The following is a 19,914-nucleotide window of genomic DNA, read 5'->3' as shown; positions in this document are numbered from 1 at the left end:
ACGTAAGGCCGCAACGTTATGGCCGCAATGCAAATGTGTCACGAAATCTGACGGATTTTCGTCGAATCGTTCCAATGGAAAGTGTCGCCAAACCATCTGGGAGGTGAAGGCGAGCCGTGACGGGGTAGGCGAGTCCCTATGACGATGGGAATTGATCCGAAGGACCTGTCAGAGGACGATCTGTTCCGTGAGCTGCGGCAGCTGCACGCGACCCGGACCGAGACGCTCATGCACGGTTCCGATGAGGCACTCGCCAACCACACGACGCGGTCGGAGGAACTGGAGCAGGAGTATCTGCGCCGCAACCCCGAACGGAACATCGACCCCGAACGGCTGCGGGAGGGCGCCCGGCGACGTTAGGGGGTATGCGGAGCACGGGGGCCGCGAGGGGGTCGCGGAGTCCGAAGGTCCGGGACGCCGGAAACCGGGGGACCGAGAGGCCGGAGGCTTGGAGAGCCGGCGAGTCGACGGGGTCTGGAGATCCGAGAGGTTCGAAAGGTGTGGCCATGCGTGAGGAACGCCCCGACGTCCAGGCGCTGTCCGGCACGGACAGCCACGTCTACGAGGCGGTGGCCGGTCTCGCGGTGGACGGGCGATCGGCGACGGTGGACGAGGTGATCCACGCCACCGCCCTGCCCGAGGAGGCCGTACGGCACAGCCTGGACACGCTGACCGAGCTGGGCTGGCTGAAGGTGGCCGGGAGCGCCTATTCTCTCGGCCCCCACCAGTGGGGCCTGGAGTACTGACCGGCTCGGGGACCGGAGCGCCTCGTGACAGGCGCGGCAGGACCCCTGAACGACCCCGGTGCCTACGCCCGAAGGGCGCTGTCCACCTGAAGCGCCAGGGAGGGGGCGCCGGGGCGGTTGTCGATCTCGGCGTACGGCACGGCGGGCGGTTCGTCCACCTTGATCGCCCGCAGGTAGTCCTCGAACCGGGCGAGCTTCCCCGCGTCCCTGGCGAGCCCTCTGGCCTCCAGCCGGGAACGCAGAGTGGGGCCGTCCGAGCGGATCCAGACCAGGCGGACCGGCGGTCCGCCCAGCTCCCCGACCCAGCGCTCCCATCGCCGAGCGTCGTGCACCTGGCTCGTGAACGGTCCTTCGAGCATCACCGGGCAGCCGTGGGAGCGGATCTGCCGGGCCACGGCCGTCATCCCCTCGTACTCGTGCCGCTTGACGTGCTCGTCGTACCAGGGGCCCTCACGCTCTCCGGGCTCGCGGCCGTGAACCCGGAGGGTGGCCGCCACGAACCCGGAGTAGAGGGTGTCCTTGTCGAGCAGCGCGGGCACCGGGTCGAGCCGGGCGAGCAGCGCCGCCGCCACGGTCGACTTCCCCGCGCCCGGCGGCCCGCTCACCACCCACAGCGGGGCCGTCAGTCTTTCCACGCCTTCGCCACGATCTCCACGACGGCCGGGGCCTGCGCGAGACCGGCCTCGTAGGCCGGGCGCCACAGCGCGCCGTCCATGACGTTGGTGCCGAACACGGCCATGGACGCCTCGTCGGGACCCACGTGGGCGACGGTGGCGTCGCCGAGCTCGGCGACCTCGGCCTCGAAGCGCTGCCGCGGCCCCATGCTCGCCAGCGGTTCCAGGATCACCACGGTGGAGCTGCCCGCCGCCAGGTCGATGTTGCTCGCCGAACGGACCCCGCCGTCCATGTAACGGCGCCCGTTGATCTCCACCGGCGGATACACGCAGGGGACCGCGCAACTGGAGGCGACGGCCAACACCAGCGACGCCCCGGAGTCGCGCTCCCAGACCACGAACTCGCCGGTCTCGGCGTCGACGGCGGTGATCATCAGGCGGCGCTCCGGCCACTCCTTCACGGGCAGCCGGTTGCCGACGGTCTCGATCCTGGCTCCGGTGTCCTCCACGGCCAGAGCCATCGCGCCCACCCGGCGCCTGGCCTCCTGGGGTTCGAGTGAGGGGTCGTAGAGCAGGGCGAAGGCGGCCATCACCGGCTCCATGTCGACCGGGGCGGCCTTCGCGGCCGGGGTCTCGGCCTGGGTGCCGACCGAGCTCTCCAGGTCGGCGCCGGTGGTCAGCAGCGCCCCGACCACCGATCCGGCCGAGGTGCCGATCACGAGGTCGGCCTCTCCCAGATCCACGCCCGCGCGGCGCAGGCCGGTGATGACCCCCGACTCCCAGGCGATTCCCGCTATACCCCCGCCACCAAGCACCAATGTTCGCGTCATGTGCCTATTCTTACCTGATCATCCCTTGAGACCGTAATGGGAAAGGCCCTCGATTGCCTGTCGCCAGGCGACAGGACGGAGAGCGGTCACCGGCAGGTCGGCAGCCGACGGTCACCGGACCGGTCAATACGCGGCGTTCAGACGTCGCGACCCTCCATGCCCGCCTGGGCCGGGTCGACGCCCCACGAGATGATCCGCCTGGGGTGGATGCGGATGATCTCGTGGCTCATGTACGGCGAGGGCGGATCGTGGTCCTCGACGGCCTCGGCCACACCGCGTATCTCCACACCCCTGACCCGCCAGGGGTCGACCGAGGCGAGGTCGTCCACCACGAAGGCCGCCTGGCCGTTCGCCCGCACGTTGTGGAACTTCCTGGTCGTCCCCATCGCGCGCCCGTAGATGTCGATGGTGCCGGTCTCGGGATTGTGGCGGAAACCGGTCGGACTGTTCTGGAGCACCCCGTCGGGGCCGGTCGTGGCCAGGCGGCCCAGGTGCTGCGTGGCGAGGTAGTCGAGTTCTGCCTGCGTGAAAGTCATGATTCGAGGATGTAACCTCAACCTTGCTTGAGGTCAAGGTAGGGTAAGGCATGCCCAACACCCCGGAGATCACCGTCGGCCAGCTCTCCGAGCGCAGCGGGGTGGCCGTCTCCGCCCTGCGCTTCTACGAGTCCAAGGGCCTGATCCGCAGCCGTCGTACGGCGGGCAACCAGCGCCGCTTCTCTCGCGACACGCTGCGCAGGATCGCCTTCATCAGGGTCTCCCAGCGCGTGGGGATCCCGTTGAAGACGATCCAGGACGCGCTGTCCGCGCTTCCCGGCGAGCGCACGCCCACCCGCGAGGACTGGGCGAGGCTCTCGGCGCGGTGGCAGGGCGAGCTGGACGACCGGATCAGGCAGCTCGAACGGCTCCGCCACGGCCTGACCGAGTGCATCGCCTGCGGCTGCCTCTCCCTGGACCGCTGCGCGCTGGCCAACCCCGACGACGTGGCCGCAGCCCGAGGGCCGGGCTCGCGCCTGATGGTCCCCCCGCGCGACGGCTGCGCCCCCTCCTGCTAGCACGACGTTCGTCGAGGAAGGGCCGGCGGCGTGGACTCTCGATGTTCTGGCCGCCGCATCGCCGCCACTCGTCTCAACGAACAGGCCAAACCCTGGAGCCGGGGACGCCCGTCACCGGCCCCGACGACCACGTCGACGGTTTACCTGCCGCCTTCGAGGAATGTCGCATCAGTCGACTTCTTGCAGGTGCTCAAATTGTCGTGACAACGACCGATCAAAGCAAATGTGTGCCATATTACATGCTTATTCGATGTGTCATGCGGTCCACAAAGGGAAATCGGCTCCAGGTCATGCCCGGAGTTGGGGAATGGACGTTCCGGGATGCTTTCCCGGCCTGCCCCACCTGCGTGGTTCGTGCGAGGTGAAGGGAATTCGACTGGCGCGTTCTCACTCGATCGCGGATACTGCTTAAGCGGGTCTTTTGAGCAGTGTCATGCCGGCTGTGGCTGATGAATACGTCTTGTTTTGAAGCCACGGCCACCTCCACGATCAGCCGAGGAGCCCAACATGACTCAAGTCCGAAATTTCATGAATCCCGCCAATAACGATGAAGCCACGAACATCCTTGTCGACGGGTTCTTGGATGATCCGTTTTTCGTGTGGGCGACTCCCGATGAGACCGCGCGTCGTGGCGTGCTCAGAGCGATGTTCTCGCTGGCCGTCGAAGCCGCCGCGGCACGAGGATTCCTGTGGATGGACGAGAGAGGGGTCGTCGTTCTCCTGCCGCCGGGGCGGAAGCTGTACGGGGAGGAGCAGGCGGCGAAGATCCAGGCGATCACTCGTAACGCGTTCCAGTCGCCGCTGGTCCTCCTGGACGACTACAAGCGGCGACTGCACGCCGGTGATCCCGGCGGCACCGACTCCTGGTACCTCCAGTACCTGACGGTGCCGGCCGCCGGGCGGTCCCGAGGCGCGGGCGGTTCGTTGATGAAAGACATCGTTCTCGCACGGCTCGACGGAGCACCTCTCTGGCTCCATACCGGTCGCCGGACGAATCTCTCCTTCTATGCGAAGTTCGAGTTGCAGACCATTGCCACCACGTGGTGCGAGCCGGGCGGCCCGTACGTTCACACGCTTCGGCGAAGCCCTCGGATGCCTCGGTTGTAGGTCGGAGGCTTCCGCCGTCATCGCCGGAGGTCGTTCGGTACGGCGGGGCGTCATGACGCTCGAAGTTCACTCCGCGATCGATCGGCTTGGCGACGGCCGCGCCGATCTGGGGTTCGCCGGCACATTCGCGATCGTGGTTTGTGTGATTCGCTCCGCGCGGGCCGGTTTCGACGATCCGGCGGGCCCTGGATGAGGATGGCCGTTACCCCGTGTTCCAGGCGAAACTTATGCGCGTTGCGCGAGTTTTTCCGCGCACCTGTTAGTTGTGTGTCCAAACTATTGACGTCCCAGGGTTCGGCGTGTGAACCTCTGGGCGTTCATGCACGCGCATCATGGGCGGCTGACGGTCAGGGTCCCGCCACCTGATCGTGCATGGCGGTTTGTCCGTTGCTTTGCGAAGGGAAGCCGTACATGCGAAGAAGGCTGTTCAGCATGCTCACCGCCGTGGCGGTGGCGTGCGCCACGGTCGGCGCGGCCGTCGCGGGCGGGACCGCGTCAGCGTCATCCTCCGTGGCCGCCGCCGAGCCGTACCAGTGGAAGAACGTCAGGATCGACGGTGGCGGGTTCGTGCCGGGGATCATCTTCAACCAGACCGAGAGAAACCTGATCTACGCCCGCACCGACATCGGCGGCGCCTACCGCTGGGAGCAGGCCAGCAAGAGCTGGACCCCGCTGCTCGACTGGGTGGGCTGGGACAAGTGGGGCTACAACGGCGTGGTCAGTCTCGCCACCGACCCGGTGGAGACCAACCGGGTCTACGTCGCGGCCGGGATGTACACCAACAGCTGGGATCCCAACAACGGCGCGATCCTGCGCTCGGCGGACAAGGGGGCGACCTGGCAGGCCACGGCGTTGCCGTTCAAGCTCGGCGGCAACATGCCGGGCAGGGGGATGGGCGAGAGGCTGGCCGTCGACCCCAACAGGAACAGCATCGTGTATCTGGGCGCGCCCGACGGCAACGGCCTGTGGCGCAGCACCGACAAGGGGGTGACCTGGGCGAAGGTCGCGTCCTTCCCCAACCCGGGCAACTACGCCCAGGACCCCGCCGACCCCAACGGCTACCTCAGCCACCGCCCAGGCGTGGTCTGGGTGACCTTCGACAAGTCCTCGGCGACCGCGGGCAACACGACGCAGAAGATCTACGTCGGCGTCGCGGACAAGGAGAACACCGTCTACAGCTCCGCCAACGGCGGAACCACCTGGACCAGGGTCGCCGGGCAGCCGACCGGCTACCTCGCGCACAAGGGCGTGCTGGACAACACCGGCCAGACGCTCTACATCGCCACCAGCGACACCGGCGGGCCGTACGACGGGGCCAAGGGCGACGTGTGGAAGCTCAACACCGTCACCGGCGCGTGGACCCAGATCAGCCCGGTCCCCTCAAGCTCGGCCGACGACTACTTCGGCTACAGCGGTCTCACGGTCGACCGGCAGCGTCCCGGCACGCTGATGGTCGCCACCCAGATCTCCTGGTGGCCGGACGTGATCTTCTTCCGTTCCACCGACAGCGGGGCGACCTGGACCCGGATCTGGGACTTCACGTCGTACCCGAACCGCAGCTTCCGCTACACGATGGACGTCTCCTCCTCGCCGTGGCTGACCCTCGGGGCGAACCCGCAACCGCCCGAGGTGTCGCCCAAGCTCGGCTGGATGACCGAGTCGATGGAGATCGACCCGTTCGACTCCAACCGCATGATGTACGGCACGGGCGCCACGCTCTACGGCACCGAGGACCTGCTGAAGTGGGACACCGGCGGCCAGATCGCCATCAAGCCGATGGTGAGGGGGCTTGAGGAGACCGCGGTCCTCGACCTGATCAGCCCGCCCTCCGGGGCTCCGCTGGTCAGCGGCCTGGGCGACATCGGCGGCTTCCGCCACACCAATCTCGACGCCGTCCCGCCGATGATGTTCACCTCCCCGTACTTCACCTCGACGACCAGCCTCGACTACGCGGAGACCAACCCGGCCGTCATGGTCCGCTCCGGCAACTTCGCCGACTCCGAGCGGCCGAACGACAGCCACGTCGCCTTCTCCACCGACGGCGGCGCCAACTGGTTCCAGGGCGGTGAGCCGGGCGGGATCAACGAGGGCGGCACGGTCGCGGCGGCGGCGGACGGATCCAGGTTCGTCTGGGCGCCCAAGGGTGTGGGCGTGCACTACTCGGTCGGTTACGGCAACAGCTGGACGGCCTCCACCGGTCTGCCGACCGGGGCCGTGGTGGAGTCCGACCGGGTGAACTCCAGCAGGTTCTACGGCTTCAGCGAAGGACGGTTCTACGCCAGCACCAACGGCGGCGCCTCGTTCACGGCCACCGCCGCGACCGGGCTGCCCGCCGCGGGCAACGTCAAGTTCAAGGCCGTCCCCGGCCGCGAGGGCGACATCTGGCTGGCGGGCGGTGAGACGGGCACGTCCGGCGTCTGGCATTCCACCAACGGCGGCGCCTCGTTCACCAAGCTGTCCGGCGTCACGGGCGCGGTCAACATCGGCTTCGGCAAGGCCGCGCCCGGCAGGAGCTACCAGGCGCTGTACGCGCTCGCCACGATCGGCGGGGTGACCGGGGTGTTCCGCTCCGACGACACGGGCGCCACCTGGCTCAGGATCAACGACGACCAGCACCAGTACGGCAACGCGGGCGAGGCCATCACCGGCGACCCCCGGGTCTACGGCCGGGTCTACCTCGGCACCAACGGCCGGGGCATCCTCTACGCCGACAACGGCGGGGTCGTCCCGCCGGCCGACACCGTGCCTCCGTCGAGGCCGGGGACCCCGGCCGCTTCGGCGATCACTTCCTCGGGCGCCACGTTGACGTGGGCGGCGTCGACGGACGCCGTCGGGGTGAGCGGTTACGACGTGTACCGGGAGGCGGGTGCGACGGATGTGAAGGTGGGCTCGCCGCCCTCGGCGTCGTTCGGCGTGACCGGGTTGAGCGCGGACACCTCGTACTCGTTCTATGTGATCGCCCGTGATGCCGCGGGCAACAGCTCCACCGCCTCCAGCCCCGTCACCTTCAGGACCGCTCAGGGACCCGTGGGCGGCGGATGCACCGCGGCCTACAGGGTGACCAACTCCTGGCAGGGAGGCTTCCAGGGCGAGGTGACGGTGAGGAACTCCGGCACCGCGGCGATCGGCGCCTGGACCGTCAGGTGGTCGTTCCCGAACGGCCAGACGATCACTCAGCTCTGGAGCGGCGCGCACACCCAGACCGGTGCCGACGTCACCGTGAGGAACGCGAGCTGGAACGGCAACCTGGCGGGCGGCGCCTCCACGGCGTTCGGCTTCGGCGCGAGCTGGACCGGGACGAACGGAGTGCCCTCCACCGTCACCTGCACCATCGGCTGAGCCCGGGTGGTGGCGTGCCCTGACGAGCGCACGCCACCACGGGCCGAGCCGGAGTGGTGGCGGGCCGTCCTTTTTCATCGGGCCCGTCACCACGGGTTTTCAGGAGGCCCGCCACCGCGGATCGGCGCGTCCGGCCGGTGGGGCCCGGCCCACGGCGTTCACCCCGGAGAAGCCCGCCACCACGGGATGAGCCCCCGCCGGCGAGCCCGGAGAAAGGAGTCGCGTTTTCGCAGGTCAGAGCCCTTTTTGTCGCCGCTTGCCCCGGAAGTCGCACATGCGCGACTCGTACCCCGGAGTGGGCAAAGGAAGGTCGTTCGGGCCTATTCTGGAACCAAACGAACGGCCCGGGGGAGTTGCGTGGCGATCTCAGGTGGAGCGGAAAACTCTCAGGACGGACCCCAGGGGCCGTCTGTTGCCGACGATGCCGGCACCTTGGGGGATGAGGCGGCGAAGCGGCGGGGAGACCCTCGGGACGGATCCCCGAGATCATCCGTAACCGGTGACGCCGACGTCCTGAAGGACGACGCCTCGGGGCGGTCCGGCCTGGGCCGCCGGCTCGACAGGATCAGGTCCACCCCCGCGGGACGGCTCACCCTGAAGGTCGCCATCGGTACCGTCGGCGCCGTGCTGGTCGCCGCGGGTCTCATCATGGTGCCCTTCCCCGGCCCCGGCTGGCTCGTCGTCTTCGCCGGTCTGGCGGTCCTGGCGACGGAGTTCCACTGGGCCAACCGGCTCCTGGAGTTCGGCAAGCGAACCCTGGCGGGCTGGACGGCCTGGCTCGGCCGACGGGGCTGGACGGTCAAGATCCTGGTCGTCCTCGTCGCCGCGGCGGCCGCCGCCGCCATCGTGTACTACGGCGTGAAGCTCACCTTCCACATCGATCTGATCGTCGAGGCCCAGAAGCTTCTCGCCCGCTGAGACCCTTGCGGTGACCACGGCCGCCGCCTTGACGCCCTCGCGGTGACCAGGGTCGCCGCCTTGACGCTCGCGCGGTGACCAGGGTCGCCGCCTTGACGCTCGCGCGGTGACTACGTCCGCTCCCTGCCCGCGATCAGGGCGGTGACGCCGTCCAGGATCCGGGCCAGGCCGAAGTCGAGGGCGTGGGCCGGGTCGGAGACCGCCTGATGCGCCTCGCCCGCCGATTGGCCGACGCGTGAGGCGACGGGGAACCGGGACCCGTCCATGACCTTGTCGAGCAGCGGGGCGGTGGAGACCCACCATTCGGCATCGGTCATTCCGGTGTCCCGCTGGGTCCGCGCCATGGTGGCCTGAAGCCTGGCGGTGCCTTCGACGTGGGTCAGGATCAGGGCCAGAACGGAGTCCATCTCGACGTCGGACAGGCCGATGCCGTCCAGCGGGCGCAGCTCGGCCTCGTATTTGAGCGAGGCGTTCGGGCCCAGCACCGGGCGTCCGCTGACGAGGTGCAGCATCCAGGGGTGCCTCTGGTAGAGGTCCCAGTTGCGGGTGGCGATGAACTCCAGGGCGCCCCGCCAGCCGCCGGGCTGCCCGGACGGGGCGTCCACATCGGGGTAGAGCTCCCCGAAAGCAGTGTCGATCATGAGGTCGGTCAGCTCGGCCTTGCCTGGGACATGGGTGTAGAGGGACATGGTCCCGACCTCGAGCCGGTCGGCGACCTGGCGCATGGAGACCGCTTCGACCCCTTCGGCGTCGGCGAGCTCGATGGCCGCGAGGACGATCGACCGGACCGTCAGCCCGGACCGCCCCGGCTTGCTGTGCGAGCTCCACAGCAGTACCAGGCTCCGGGCCGGATCGGCGTCAGAGGCTTTCTTTCCACCCACGGGAACAACTCCAAATCCTTCGGCGTCAGGTCCACCGTAACTGAGCCGTACGGTGTACGGTACGGTCTACGCTTCAAGGGTGAGTCGATGTCGGCAGATCTTCCGGCCTGGCCGGACGGGAAAAGGGTGGATGTGAAGGCAGTCGAGTTCGCGATCGCCGCGCAGGACGTGCGCAAAAGCTATGCGGGGGCCTCGGAGGGGGCCGGTCTCAACGGGTTCGATCTACAGGTACCGGCCGGTACGGTCTGCGGACTGCTGGGGCCCAATGGCGCCGGCAAGACCACCGCCATCCGGATCCTGTCCACACTCCTGCGCCTGGACTCGGGCAGGGCGAGCGTCGCGGGGTTCGACGTCCAGGCACAGCCGCGGCAGGTGCGCGAGCGCATCGGGCTGGTCGGCCAGTACGCGGCGGTCGACGAGATCCTCACCGGGCGGCAGAACCTCGTGATGTTCGCCAGGCTGAGTCACTTCTCCTCGGCGGAGGCGAAAAGGCGTGCCGACGAGCTGCTGGAGCGCTTCTCCCTGGCGGACACCGGCGGCAAGCCGGTCGGCAAGTACTCCGGTGGCATGCGCAGACGGCTCGATCTCGCGGCGAGCATGATCGTCACCCCGCCGGTGCTGTTCGTGGACGAGCCGACGACCGGGCTGGACCCGTCCGGCCGGCGGGAGGTCTGGACGGCGATCCGCGACCTGGTCGGGTCCGGCACGACCGTGCTTCTCACCACCCAGTATCTGGAGGAGGCGGACCGGCTGGCCGATCGGATCTCGATGCTCGCGGCGGGCCGGGTCGTCACCGAAGGCACCCCCGAGGAGCTGAAGTCCGCCATCGGCGGCGACTGGCTCGACATCGTGCTCGCCGACGCGGCGGACGTGGCCGCGACGGAGGCCGTCGCCGTGAGGATCGCGTCCGGAGAGGTGCACACCGACGCCGAGGCCCGCCGCGTCAGCGTCCCGGTGGACGAGCGCACCAGGGCACTGGTCGCGATGGCCACCGCGCTCGGGGACGCCGGGATCGAGCCGGTCGACATCACCTTGCGCCGCCCCACGCTCGACGAGGTGTTTCTCCACCTGACCGGCGACCAGGCGGCGCCGGGCGACCGGACGGGCCCGCCGCCGGGCGATGGAGACCCGGTCGCGAACCGGCCCGCGACCGCCGGGTCCGGCCTGAACACGGAGGTGCGGGCATGAGCACGACGACCCCGGCGAGTGCGGCCTTCGCTCCGGCCGCCGAATCCCCGCTGTCCCGGTTCGGGTGGGCCCTGGCGGACGCCTGGACCATCACCCTCCGGGACCTGAACCACTGGGTCCTGCGACCCGGCCCGGTCATCGTCGGATGGGTCTTCCCCGTCATGATCGTGCTGATGTTCGGCGGCCTCTTCGGCGGCGCCATCGGCGTCCCCGGTGGCGGCGGTTACTTCGAGTTCCTGATGCCGGGCATGTTCGCCATGACCATGCTCTTCGGCCTGGAGAGCACGATGACGGCGGTCACCACCGACGCGGCCAGGGGAGTGACCGATCGATTCCGCTCGATGCCGGTGAGCGCCTCCGCGGTCGTCCTGGGCCGGTGCGTCGCGGACATGCTCAACTCGATCGTCGGGCTGGCCGTCATGATCGGCACCGGGCTGCTGCTGGGCTGGCGCTGGGAGGGGGGACTCCCCGCAGCGACGGCCGCCGTCGGGTTGCTCCTGCTGCTGCGGTTCGCCCTGCTCTGGGTCGGCATCTTCATCGGGCTCATCGCCGGCGGGACCGAGGTGGTGACGTCCGTGCAGATCCTGGTCTGGCCTGTCGGCTTCCTGTCCAGCGTGTTCGTCGACCCGGCCACCATGCCCGGCTGGCTCGGCGCGATCGCCCAGTGGAACCCGCTCTCGACGACGGCCACGGCCGCCCGTGAGCTCTTCGGAAATCCCGGCTGGGGAGGCGCGTCCTGGATCGCGCAGAACGCGACGCTCATGGCGGTGGTCTGGCCGCTCCTGCTGATCGCGATCTTCCTGCCGCTGTCGGCGCGCGCGTTCCGCAGGCTCGGGGGCTAGCCGGACCGGTCGCGGCACGTGACCTCACCTCGCCGGCCTGAACGGCTCGGCGGGGCCGGTCTCGCCCATCGCGCGCCCTCATGGCGGCCCGCGAGGGGCGACCCCCGTCACCTGGGCTTAACACCGATTCCGCCGCCGGAAGATGCTCCGTCTTTTACATCGTGGTGACGCGATCCGTCATGGCCTGTAACTGATGGTAGTGAGTCTGGGGGCATGAGTGAGACGGAACGGGAACGATCCGCCTCGGGGTGGACGCTCAACAAGGAACTGCTCAACGTCGGCGCGATCATCGTCGCCGCGGGTATGGCCCATCTCGTCATGGGCCTGATCGGACATGAGAAATACGGGCCGATGATGCTCGTGCTGCTCGGCGGGGTGCTCGTCACGGCGACCCTCGGCCACCGCTTCTACGAGCACCGGCGGCACCGCGTCACGATGGCCGTCGAATGCGGCAGATGCGGAGGGCCGTTGGGCGGCGGACCCTGATCCGGCACGACGGGCGGACGGCGGGCGGGACAACCGCGAACGGTGACCGGCGGTAGCCGGAGACGGCGGGCGAGGTCGGTCCTCGCCGAGGCCCGGGACGACCTGTCCGCCGAACCGACGCCGGCGGAACGTCCCGGGCCTCGGCGTCGCCATCACATGATCTTCAGTCCGAACGCCGCCATTCCTTGCTCGTGATGGGGGATCAGGCCCATCTTTCTGTAAAAGGCGTGTGATTTCTCCCCGTCCGGTGTCGACTCGTGGTCGGTGGACAAGAGGAAGAACGTGCAGTGCGAATAGCGGTCCGTCAAATGGTCGAGAAGCGCACGGCCGATTCCCCGGCCCTGGAATTCGCTGTGCACCAGCAGATCCTGGAGATAGCAGATGGTCTCGTCGTCGGAAATCGTCCGGGCCAGACCGATGAGCCTGCCGGAGTCGTCGCGGGCGGTGACGACCAGGTGCGAATTGCTCAGGCTGCGGTGGAGCTTTGCCATGTCACGGGTGTAGCCGCTCCAGCCGACGGAGCTGTAGAGCTCGAAGAGCTCGTCCGTGGCAAATGACTTTTCTCTGGAAATCAGCATTTAATTTTTCCTCATGGACTTCCGCCTCAAGTGGCGTGATCGTGCCGTGTGATGCCGTCCGGGCGGCCGTTGTCTCCGCGTTCCGTCCAGAAACGCGCGAGCGGTTTCGAGCCGCCCGGAAGGGCGCGATCGGTTTCGGACGAGAGGTCGTTGAGGTTACGGCCGGATAGATCGGCCGGGCAGAGTCTACCCTTTTCCAACTGATTTGTTCTAGATCACGATCTTGGGGGGATTTCCGGCTTAGTATTCCGCCGTGCCTGTGTCTCCTGGGATTCGTCGACTGCTGTGTTGTTCGGTCGTCGCGGCCTCCATGGTCGTGACGACCACTCCGGTCGCGTACGCCGCGTCCGCGGACGTCGTGCTGCCCGGCACCCGGGTGACCGCGCGGGAGAATCCGGCCGACCCGGTCAGGGTGACCTCCTACACGTTCGGCACGTCGGCCTATGTGCGCGGAAGCAAGGGATTCACGAAGCAGGCCTCCTACAAGGAGATCACGGTCGCGCCCAAGGGGGCCATGGCCCTCGCGGTCCCCACCTCCTACAGAGACGGCTACGACTCGGTCGCCCTGGTCGATCCGGCGACGGGCAGGGGCACCAGGATCCGGACCGTCAAGAAGCCGCTCGTCGCGCAGTACGTCCATTGGACGCGCGACGCGAAGAAAGCCGTCATGACCGTCGAGAGGAAGAACGGCACGGCCTGGGAGACCGCCGGGTTCGTGGTCGTCGACGTGGCGGCGAAGACCGCCCGAACGGTGATCGTGGCGGGGGTGGACAAGGCCGCGAGGTTCCGGTGGAGCTCCGACGACACCGACGTGATCGCCGAATACCGGGGCGGGACCCGCTTCTACCGCCAGAGCGGCCAGGTCCGGCGCACGCTGGCGAAGACGGGCCGGCCCGCGGGAGGCGAGGACGCCTTCTCGCCCTCCGGCCGCGGGTTGATGACGTGGTGCCCCTCCACCTACACAGAGCACGTGTGCGTCTGGGACCGGACCTCCGGCAAGCTCGCCGCCAAGGTGCCGAACCTCCGGCCCAAGACCCTCTGGGGCTGGTGGGACGAGAAGCACGTCATCGCGGTCGTCCCCAACGGGAGCGCGTACAGGGCCGTGCTGGTCGACCTCAAGGGCAAGGTCGTGCGGGCGCTGGCCGACATCTCCACCGCCGACTGGAACAACAGGATCTATCTCAGCTACACCCGCAGATGACCGCCGGACCTGCGGGCCGGTGGAAGGGCCGACGGCGGCTCCGCCTCCCGTTCGACGGCGAGGCGCCGGGCACTCGCGAGAGGCGGCCCGCGGGCGTCAGCGGGTGAGCCGGCCCGTCACAGGTACAGGCCGGTGCCGTTGTCGGTCTGCGGGGTGGCGATGGCGTGCAGGTCGCGCTCGCGCATGATCAGGTAGAGCTGGCCGTGGACCTCGACCTCGTACTGCTCCTCGGGATTGAACAGGACCTTGTCGCCGACCTTGACCGAACGGGCGTTCTGGCCCGCGCCGCAGACCTCGCCCCAGACGAGCCTGTTGGCCATTTTCACCGTCGCCGGGATGACGATGCCCGCCGTGCTGCGTCGCTCCTCCGACTCCTGCTCGGCTTTCACCATGACACGGTCGTGGAGCATCTGGATCTCGAACTTCGGGTCACCCACAGAATGAAGTTTATGGGAACGGGGGAGCCGCACCGGCTGATCCCCGTGGCCGGACGTCCCCGTAACCGGTCGCCCGGCTTCCGCAAGGCCGTGGAGAGCGCCGGTTCCGGGGCCGGGGCGGGTGAGATCACCCGCCGGAATCCGGTTTCGTCGGTGACGTCACGAAATTTGATGATCAACATCTGATGTGGCGTGCCGAGTAGGATCGGCCGCTATGACGTCTGCTGAGCTTGTGAACGACTTTCTCGACTGGTACCTGAAGGCGAACCCCGTCCACGCGACCCTCGCCGGCGCGGAAGGCTATGACAGGACCCTCGGTGACTTCACCGAGGCGGGCATCCTCGCCAGGGAGCGGGAGTCACGGCACTGGCTGGAGCGGCTTCAGGCCGTGGGAGGCGATGGGCAGGGTGACCCCGAGTCCTTTGAAGACGAGATCGACCGTGAGCTCGTCATGTCCGCGCTGCGCGGTGGACTCGCCTACGAGGTCTGGCCCGCCTGGCGGCGCGACCCGTCCGTCTACGTGGGGACGATCTTCTCCTCGATGTTCGGCCCGTTCATCCACCAGCTGTCCTCCGAGGCCGAACGCGTCGAGGCGGCCGTCGCACGGCTGGCCGAGGTGCCGGACGTCCTCGCGGCCTGCCGTACGAACCTCGACCCCGCCCTGGCGGCCCCGCTGCTGATCGAGCGAGGGCTCGGCCAGGCGCGGACGGCCCGGCGTTTCCTCACCGAGACCATTCCCGGCCAGGTCGCCGACGAGGCCCTGCGCGCCCGGCTGGCGGCGGCGGCCGAGCCCGCGGCGGCGGCCTTCGACGAGCTGGTGGAGTTCCTCGACGGCTTCGAGGCCACCGGCACCTGGCGGATGGGGGAGGAGCTCTACTCCACCCTGCTGCGCGAGCGGGAGATGCTCGGCTACGGCGCCGACGAGCTGCTCAAGCGCGGCCAGGCCGCCTACGACGAGCTGGACGCGCGGATGCGCGAGGTCGCCGTGCGGCTGACCGGCGGCTCCGACGACTGGCACGCGGCCATCACCGAGCTCCAGGACGACCACGCCGCGACCCTGGAGGACATGCGGGCCGAGTACGAGGCCGAGACCGAGCGGGCCCGGGAGTTCGTGCGCGAGCGCGGCCTGGTGACGTTCGCCGAGGGCGAGGAGTGCCGGGTGGTGCCGTCGCCGGAGTTCCAGCGGCCCATCCTCGCCGTCGCCTCCTACATGCAGCCGCCGCCCCTGTCCGCCTCCAGGGTCGGGCACTTCTTCGTGCCGTTCACCCCCGACTCCTTCACCGAGGAGCAGGTCCGCCAGCGGCTGCGCACCAACGCCAGGGCGCAGATGCCCTCCATCGCCGTTCACGAGGCCTATCCCGGCCACCACTGGCACCTGTCCTGGATGGCGGGCAACCCGCGCCGGGCCCGCCAGCTGTTCCGCACGCCGTACTTCTCCGAGGGCTGGGCCCTCTACGTGGAGAAGGTCATGCGGGAGCAGGGCTACTTCACCACCCCCGCCCAGGAGCTCGCCCACCTGGAGTTCCGCCTCTTCCGGGCGGCCCGCATCATCGTGGACGTCTCGCTGCACTGCGGTGAGATGACCGTCGAGGAGGCCGAGCACTTCATGACGACCAAGTCCTCGCTCACCCCCGGCACCGCCAAGGGCGAGGTCAACCGTTACTGCGCCTGGCCCACCCAGGCCCCCTCCTACCTGACCGGCGCGCTGGAGATCGACCGCATCCGCGACGACTACATGGCCATGGGCCGCGGCGATCTGCGCACGTTCCACGACAACCTGGCCGGTTCCGGCGGCCTTCCCCTGGGCCTGGCCCGCCGAGTGGCCCTGGAAGGCTAGAGGAATGCCGCAGAACGAGGCGATCGAAGCGAGGGTGCTGGACGCCCTCGACGAGGCGGGGACGGTGCGGCTGCTGGCCGACCTGGTGCGGGTGCCGAGCGTGACCGGCACCGACGCCGAGTCGGACCTGCAGCACCGCTGCGCCCGGCTGCTCGTCGAGGCGGGTCTGGACGTGGACGTCTGGAAGCTCGACCTCGACGCGCTCCGGGCGGCTCCCGGTTTTCCCGGCACCGAGTCCCCGCGCACCGAGGGGTACGGCGTGGTCGGTGTCACGGAGGGCGAGGGAGAGCCCGCGCTCGTTCTGCAGGGGCACGCGGACGTGGTGCCGACCGGAGACCTCGCCAAGTGGGAGACGGACCCCTTCGCCGCCCGGATCAGCGGAGACGTCCTGCACGGCAGGGGTGCCTGCGACATGAAGGCCGGTCTCGCGGCGAACCTCGCCGTCGTCGCCGCTCTCTCCAAGGCGGGGGTACGGCTGGCGCGACCGCTGGCCGTGCACTGCGTGGTGGGGGAGGAGGACGGCGGCCTGGGCGCGTTCGCCACCCTGGCCCGCGGTCACCGGGGCGAGGCCGCGGTGATCGCCGAGCCGACCAGCGGGGCGATCATCGCCGCGACGGCGGGCGCGCTGACGTTCCGGATCGAGGTCGCCGGGCGGGCGGCCCACGGCGCCACCCGCTACGAGGGGGTCAACGCCCTGGAGGTCTTCTGGCCGGTCTTCGAGGCGATCAGGCGGCTGGAGGCCGACCGCAACCGCGACCCGGACCCGGTCTTCGACGGCAACCCGATGCCCTACCCGATCGAGATCGGTACGGTCCGCGCGGGCGACTGGGCCAGCAGCGTGCCGGACCTTCTCGTCGCGGAGGGACGGCTCGGCGTGCGCCTGGACGAGGATCCGGCGCAGGCCCGACTGGCTCTGGAGACCGTGATCGCCGAACTCGGTCATCCCTGGCTGCGCGAGCATCCCCCGGTCGTCACCTGGCCCGGCGGCCAGTTCGCGAGCGGGCGGCTGCCCGCGGGACACGCGCTGCTGGGCGAGGTGGCCACGGCGGTGGCCGAGGTCACCGGCTCCCACCCGGCCGAGGCCGCCGCGCCGTACGGGAGCGATCTGCGTCTCTACGCGGCCGGCGGCATCCCGGCCCTGCACTACGGCCCGGGTGACGTGCGTTTCGCCCACGCTCCGCGCGAGCAGGTCGACCTGCGCGAGCTCCGGGACGTGACCAGGGTGCTCGCCCTGCTCACCCTGCGCCGCTGCGGGGCGAGAGTCTGAACACCCGGGCAAGGCGTACGGCCCCACGATCGAATCGATCGTGGGGCCGTGTTCGCGTTCGCGGAGCGCGCGGGAAACCGCCGCTCCACGATGCGCGAACGTCGATGACGGTGGGCGTTTGAATTACGGACGTGTTCGGCTCACCTCGGCGGCCCGGACCGGTCGCCGAATGCCGTTGACCGTTCTCACCTCGTGCTTGACGCGCGGCCTCGGGTAAGAGAGGCGCGCGACCCCGGAGGCCCCGGCGCGCCTTGCCGCCTGTCATAGATTTTGACGCGGAAAGTTAGGCGCGGACCGGGCGAACATTGGATTCCGCCGGAGATGGATTTCGCGTCGTAGAGCCGAATGGGAAGGTGCCCTGGGCGTGACCATTGAAATTTCCTATGGGTCTAGACCACGATATTCCACCAGAGGTATGTTCGTGTCGTCGGATTGAGATGGGGTCTCTCATGAACGACTTCTCGGCTTGGGATCGGGGCTGAGCACGGGGCGTTTTACGGGATGCGGTTCGCGTCCTCGGTGTGACGGGGAGGTGTCTCATACCCAACTGCTCAAGTTACGGCTGGAATTAGGCCGCGGCGTTTCGCGGTGGGTGTCCATGTGGTCGGAGTGGGAGAGGGGGTTTCTCATGCGCGTTGGCCGAGGGTACGACTGGGCTTAGGCCGTGGTGTTTCGCGGTGGGTATCCGTGTGGTCGGAGTGGGAGAGGGGGTTTCTCATGCGCGTTGGCCGAGGATTCGACTGGGCTTAGGCCGTGGTGTTTCGCGGTGGGTATCCGTGTGGTCGGAGTGGGAGAGGGGGTTTTCCATGCGCGTTCGCCGAGGATTCGACTGGACTTAGGCCGCGGTGTTTCGCGGAGACGTTCATGCGATCGAAGTGGGAGAGGGGGTGCCTTATGAGCGTTCGCCGAGGTTGGACCTGGGACTAGCCGCGTTGGCTCGCGGAGACGTTCGTTCGGTCGACGTGGGGAAGGAGGTGTCTCATGCGCGTTCGCGGGGGATTCGAGTGGGGCTAGATTTCGGTGTTCCCTCGAGTCGAGGAGGGAGGTCTTCCATGCGTAACCATCGATCGATCGAATGGTACTAGGTTCCGGTGTTCCGCCGGAGGCGCGGCTCGCGCCATCAGGTCGAGAAGGGTGTTCACGCATAATCCCCTGGATCTCGACCGGAGATTAGTCGCTCATGACATCAACCTCCTTGTCGTGGATACGTTTTGTCGCCTACGGGAGTCGACAAAATCCGGCGAGGAGTGACAGTCGTTCAAAGGGTCGGTGGCGTGCGCTTGGCGTGCGCCACCGACCCCTGTGAATTCGGAAGGAAACGAATGGCCGGCGAAACTCGTCCGGGGACGTATGGCGAGGTTTTCCGTGTGGCCGAATTCCGGGCGCTGTGGTTCGCCGTGGTGTTGTCGCGAGGTGGGACCCAGCTCGCGCGGGTCGCCTTGGCCGTGCTCGCCTATCAGCGGACGGGGTCACCCGCCGTCACGGCCCTGGTCTACGCGCTGACCCTGCTGCCGGCCATCATCGGGGGGTCGTTTCTGGGAGGGCTGGCCGATCGGTATCCACGTCGTGAACTGCTGGTCGTGTGCGCCCTCTCGCGCGCGGGTCTCGTCGCGCTGATCGCGATTCCGGGGATACCGCTGTGGATCCTCTGCGTTCTGGTGTTCGTCGTCCAGATGATCGAGTCGCCCGCCAAGGCGGCGCAGATGGCGCTGCTTCCGGACATGCTGACCGGCGAGGCCTACTCGACGGGTCTGGCCGCCATCGTCCTCACGGGTCAGATCGTCAGCCTTGTCGCGTTCGCCGCCGGGGGCGTGCTGGTGGGCGCCATCGGGACGAGCGGCACCCTGTTCCTCAACGCCGTCGCCTTCGCGCTGATGGCGCTGATCATCAGATGGGGCCTGCCCCACAGTCCTGCCGCGCGTCTCACGGAACCCGGGGACAGGTGGTGGCCCCGGTTCAGGGATCCGGACGGAGGGGCTCGGCTCATCCTGGGCAGCCCTCGGCTGCGGAGCCTGCTCGCGCTCGCACTGCTCGCCGGGTTCTACGTGGTTCCCGAGGTCCTGGCCGCGCCGTACGCCGCGGAGCTGGGGTTGGGCACCGCGGAGGTCGGACTGCTCATGGCCGTCATGCCGGTGGGCAATGTGGTGGGGGTCTTCCTGATCACCCGGTTCGTTCCCCCCGACCTGAGGCTGCGGTCGATGGGACCGCTCGCCATCGCCTCCAGCGTCCCCCTCGTCTTCTCCGCGCTGTTCCCGGGCTTTGTCCCGTCGCTGATCCTGTGGACCCTCGTGGGTGTGCTGAGCGCCTACCAGGTGACCGCCAACGCCGAGTTCGTCAGGATCGCGCCACGCGAGCGGCGAGGTCAGGTGCTGGGTCTGGCGTCATCGGTACTCGTGGCGGTGCAGGGAGCGGGCATGATCCTCGGAGGGGTGCTCGCCGACCACGTCGGCGTCTCCCTGACACTCGTGCTCGCGGGAGTGGCTGGCAGCCTGATGGGGGTCCTCGCGGCGGTGAGCTGGCATCGTGCCCGTCAGGGCGCCGGCTCCCCGGAGGTTTCCCCGTCGAGCAGCGAGAGCCTCCGCTGAGACG

Annotated in this window: 20 protein-coding genes; 14 read left to right on the top strand and 6 right to left on the bottom strand. The window is 68.8% G+C overall.

The genetic code is table 11. The features are described 5' to 3' along the window. The first annotated feature begins 138 nt into the window (after nt 1-138). Together J2853_RS22565 and J2853_RS22560 are read left to right on the top strand one after the other, a co-directional pair. On the top strand, nt 139-360 hold the full coding sequence (locus J2853_RS22565; RefSeq protein ID WP_307561038.1) for a DUF6158 family protein: 222 nt from the start codon (nt 139-141) through the stop codon (nt 358-360). A 146-nt stretch (nt 361-506) separates the two neighbouring features. Further along, the gene (locus J2853_RS22560; RefSeq protein WP_307561037.1) at nt 507-746 is read left to right on the top strand and encodes an IclR family transcriptional regulator; all 240 of its coding nucleotides are present in this window, start codon (nt 507-509) and stop codon (nt 744-746) included. A 62-nt stretch (nt 747-808) separates the two neighbouring features. Here the strand turns inward: J2853_RS22560 and J2853_RS22555 are convergent, their stop codons facing one another. From J2853_RS22555 to J2853_RS22545, 3 genes are all read right to left on the bottom strand, one after another. Then, complete coding sequence (locus tag J2853_RS22555) at nt 809-1,372, bottom strand: P-loop nucleotide/nucleoside kinase family protein (RefSeq protein WP_307568774.1); 564 nt, start codon at nt 1,370-1,372, stop codon at nt 809-811. Continuing rightward, entirely contained in the window at nt 1,369-2,190 is an 822-nt protein-coding gene (locus J2853_RS22550; RefSeq protein ID WP_307561035.1) for a patatin-like phospholipase family protein, read from the bottom strand. The genes J2853_RS22555 and J2853_RS22550 overlap by 4 nt, the downstream gene beginning before the upstream one ends. 137 nt (nt 2,191-2,327) lie before the next feature. Then, on the bottom strand, nt 2,328-2,726 hold the full coding sequence (locus J2853_RS22545) for a PPOX class F420-dependent oxidoreductase (protein WP_307561033.1): 399 nt from the start codon (nt 2,724-2,726) through the stop codon (nt 2,328-2,330). Nucleotides 2,727-2,776: 50 nt separating this feature from the next. Here J2853_RS22545 and soxR point away from each other — a divergent pair, with 50 nt between their 5' ends. The 5 genes from soxR to J2853_RS22520 all read left to right on the top strand — a co-directional run bounded on the left by soxR (nt 2,777) and on the right by J2853_RS22520 (nt 8,608). After that, the gene (soxR, locus tag J2853_RS22540; RefSeq protein ID WP_307561031.1) at nt 2,777-3,244 is read left to right on the top strand and encodes a redox-sensitive transcriptional activator SoxR; all 468 of its coding nucleotides are present in this window, start codon (nt 2,777-2,779) and stop codon (nt 3,242-3,244) included. A 579-nt stretch (nt 3,245-3,823) separates the two neighbouring features. Next, entirely contained in the window at nt 3,824-4,351 is a 528-nt protein-coding gene (locus J2853_RS22535; RefSeq protein WP_307561029.1) for a hypothetical protein, read from the top strand. A 52-nt stretch (nt 4,352-4,403) separates the two neighbouring features. After that, nucleotides 4,404-4,544 carry a hypothetical protein gene (locus tag J2853_RS22530; protein ID WP_307561028.1) on the top strand — a complete coding sequence of 47 codons (141 nt, stop codon included), beginning with the start codon at nt 4,404-4,406 and terminating at the stop codon, nt 4,542-4,544. A 218-nt stretch (nt 4,545-4,762) separates the two neighbouring features. After that, nucleotides 4,763-7,690, top strand: a complete 2,928-nt coding sequence (locus J2853_RS22525; RefSeq protein WP_307561026.1) for a cellulose binding domain-containing protein — start codon at nt 4,763-4,765, stop codon at nt 7,688-7,690. Nucleotides 7,691-8,122: 432 nt separating this feature from the next. After that, nucleotides 8,123-8,608 carry a TIGR02611 family protein gene (locus tag J2853_RS22520; RefSeq protein ID WP_307561024.1) on the top strand — a complete coding sequence of 162 codons (486 nt, stop codon included), beginning with the start codon at nt 8,123-8,125 and terminating at the stop codon, nt 8,606-8,608. 110 nt (nt 8,609-8,718) lie between these two features. Here the strand turns inward: J2853_RS22520 and J2853_RS22515 are convergent, their stop codons facing one another. Beyond that, complete coding sequence (locus tag J2853_RS22515) at nt 8,719-9,489, bottom strand: TetR/AcrR family transcriptional regulator (RefSeq protein ID WP_307561022.1); 771 nt, start codon at nt 9,487-9,489, stop codon at nt 8,719-8,721. 87 nt (nt 9,490-9,576) lie between these two features. Here J2853_RS22515 and J2853_RS22510 point away from each other — a divergent pair, with 87 nt between their 5' ends. The 3 genes from J2853_RS22510 to J2853_RS22500 all read left to right on the top strand — a co-directional run bounded on the left by J2853_RS22510 (nt 9,577) and on the right by J2853_RS22500 (nt 12,005). Continuing rightward, nucleotides 9,577-10,677 carry an ATP-binding cassette domain-containing protein gene (locus J2853_RS22510; RefSeq protein WP_307561020.1) on the top strand — a complete coding sequence of 367 codons (1,101 nt, stop codon included), beginning with the start codon at nt 9,577-9,579 and terminating at the stop codon, nt 10,675-10,677. Continuing rightward, nucleotides 10,674-11,519 (top strand): ABC transporter permease, encoded by an 846-nt coding sequence (locus tag J2853_RS22505; protein WP_307561018.1) that lies wholly within the window; start codon nt 10,674-10,676, stop codon nt 11,517-11,519. Before J2853_RS22510 ends, J2853_RS22505 begins: the two co-directional genes overlap by 4 nt. Before the next feature lie 213 nt (nt 11,520-11,732). Beyond that, nucleotides 11,733-12,005, top strand: coding sequence for a hypothetical protein (locus J2853_RS22500; protein WP_307561016.1), 273 nt, complete (start codon nt 11,733-11,735; stop codon nt 12,003-12,005). Nucleotides 12,006-12,157: 152 nt separating this feature from the next. Here the strand turns inward: J2853_RS22500 and J2853_RS22495 are convergent, their stop codons facing one another. Continuing rightward, a complete protein-coding gene (locus J2853_RS22495; protein ID WP_307561014.1) occupies nt 12,158-12,583 on the bottom strand; it encodes a GNAT family N-acetyltransferase in 426 nt (141 codons plus the stop codon). Between the two features lie 253 nt (nt 12,584-12,836). On the opposite strand from J2853_RS22495, the gene J2853_RS22490 reads away from it, so the two are divergent. Then, a complete protein-coding gene (locus J2853_RS22490; protein WP_307561012.1) occupies nt 12,837-13,784 on the top strand; it encodes a hypothetical protein in 948 nt (315 codons plus the stop codon). A 116-nt stretch (nt 13,785-13,900) separates the two neighbouring features. Here the strand turns inward: J2853_RS22490 and J2853_RS22485 are convergent, their stop codons facing one another. After that, complete coding sequence (locus J2853_RS22485; RefSeq protein WP_307561010.1) at nt 13,901-14,221, bottom strand: GroES family chaperonin; 321 nt, start codon at nt 14,219-14,221, stop codon at nt 13,901-13,903. Nucleotides 14,222-14,435: 214 nt separating this feature from the next. On the opposite strand from J2853_RS22485, the gene J2853_RS22480 reads away from it, so the two are divergent. The 3 genes from J2853_RS22480 to J2853_RS22470 all read left to right on the top strand — a co-directional run bounded on the left by J2853_RS22480 (nt 14,436) and on the right by J2853_RS22470 (nt 19,910). After that, a complete protein-coding gene (locus J2853_RS22480) occupies nt 14,436-16,058 on the top strand; it encodes a DUF885 domain-containing protein (protein ID WP_307561008.1) in 1,623 nt (540 codons plus the stop codon). Nucleotides 16,059-16,062: 4 nt separating this feature from the next. After that, nucleotides 16,063-17,325 carry an ArgE/DapE family deacylase gene (locus J2853_RS22475; protein WP_307561006.1) on the top strand — a complete coding sequence of 421 codons (1,263 nt, stop codon included), beginning with the start codon at nt 16,063-16,065 and terminating at the stop codon, nt 17,323-17,325. Nucleotides 17,326-18,692: 1,367 nt separating this feature from the next. After that, nucleotides 18,693-19,910: an MFS transporter gene (locus tag J2853_RS22470; protein WP_307561004.1), complete on the top strand. Its 1,218-nt coding sequence runs from the start codon at nt 18,693-18,695 to the stop codon at nt 19,908-19,910. Nucleotides 19,911-19,914 lie beyond the last annotated feature (4 nt).

Origin of the sequence: Streptosporangium lutulentum (genome assembly GCF_030811455.1) — a bacterium.
In the GTDB taxonomy this organism is placed as follows: domain Bacteria; phylum Actinomycetota; class Actinomycetes; order Streptosporangiales; family Streptosporangiaceae; genus Streptosporangium; species Streptosporangium lutulentum.
The sequence above is the reverse complement of the archived record's forward strand: the minus strand, read 5'-3'. Positions and strand labels throughout refer to the sequence as shown.

What these genes read in the sequence shown, in the direction of transcription:
- J2853_RS22550 (WP_307561035.1), bottom strand. Translation starts at nt 2,190, where the DNA reads ATGACGCGAACATTGGTGCTTGGTGGCGGGGGTATAGCGGGAATCGCC.
- J2853_RS22480 (WP_307561008.1), top strand. Translation starts at nt 14,436, where the DNA reads ATGACGTCTGCTGAGCTTGTGAACGACTTTCTCGACTGGTACCTGAAG.
- J2853_RS22475 (WP_307561006.1), top strand. Translation starts at nt 16,063, where the DNA reads ATGCCGCAGAACGAGGCGATCGAAGCGAGGGTGCTGGACGCCCTCGAC.
- J2853_RS22525 (WP_307561026.1), top strand. Translation starts at nt 4,763, where the DNA reads ATGCGAAGAAGGCTGTTCAGCATGCTCACCGCCGTGGCGGTGGCGTGC.
- J2853_RS22565 (WP_307561038.1), top strand. Translation starts at nt 139, where the DNA reads ATGACGATGGGAATTGATCCGAAGGACCTGTCAGAGGACGATCTGTTC.
- soxR (WP_307561031.1), top strand. Translation starts at nt 2,777, where the DNA reads ATGCCCAACACCCCGGAGATCACCGTCGGCCAGCTCTCCGAGCGCAGC.
- J2853_RS22545 (WP_307561033.1), bottom strand. Translation starts at nt 2,726, where the DNA reads ATGACTTTCACGCAGGCAGAACTCGACTACCTCGCCACGCAGCACCTG.
- J2853_RS22505 (WP_307561018.1), top strand. Translation starts at nt 10,674, where the DNA reads ATGAGCACGACGACCCCGGCGAGTGCGGCCTTCGCTCCGGCCGCCGAA.
- J2853_RS22530 (WP_307561028.1), top strand. Translation starts at nt 4,404, where the DNA reads ATGACGCTCGAAGTTCACTCCGCGATCGATCGGCTTGGCGACGGCCGC.
- J2853_RS22510 (WP_307561020.1), top strand. Translation starts at nt 9,577, where the DNA reads ATGTCGGCAGATCTTCCGGCCTGGCCGGACGGGAAAAGGGTGGATGTG.
- J2853_RS22500 (WP_307561016.1), top strand. Translation starts at nt 11,733, where the DNA reads ATGAGTGAGACGGAACGGGAACGATCCGCCTCGGGGTGGACGCTCAAC.
- J2853_RS22560 (WP_307561037.1), top strand. Translation starts at nt 507, where the DNA reads ATGCGTGAGGAACGCCCCGACGTCCAGGCGCTGTCCGGCACGGACAGC.
- J2853_RS22495 (WP_307561014.1), bottom strand. Translation starts at nt 12,583, where the DNA reads ATGCTGATTTCCAGAGAAAAGTCATTTGCCACGGACGAGCTCTTCGAG.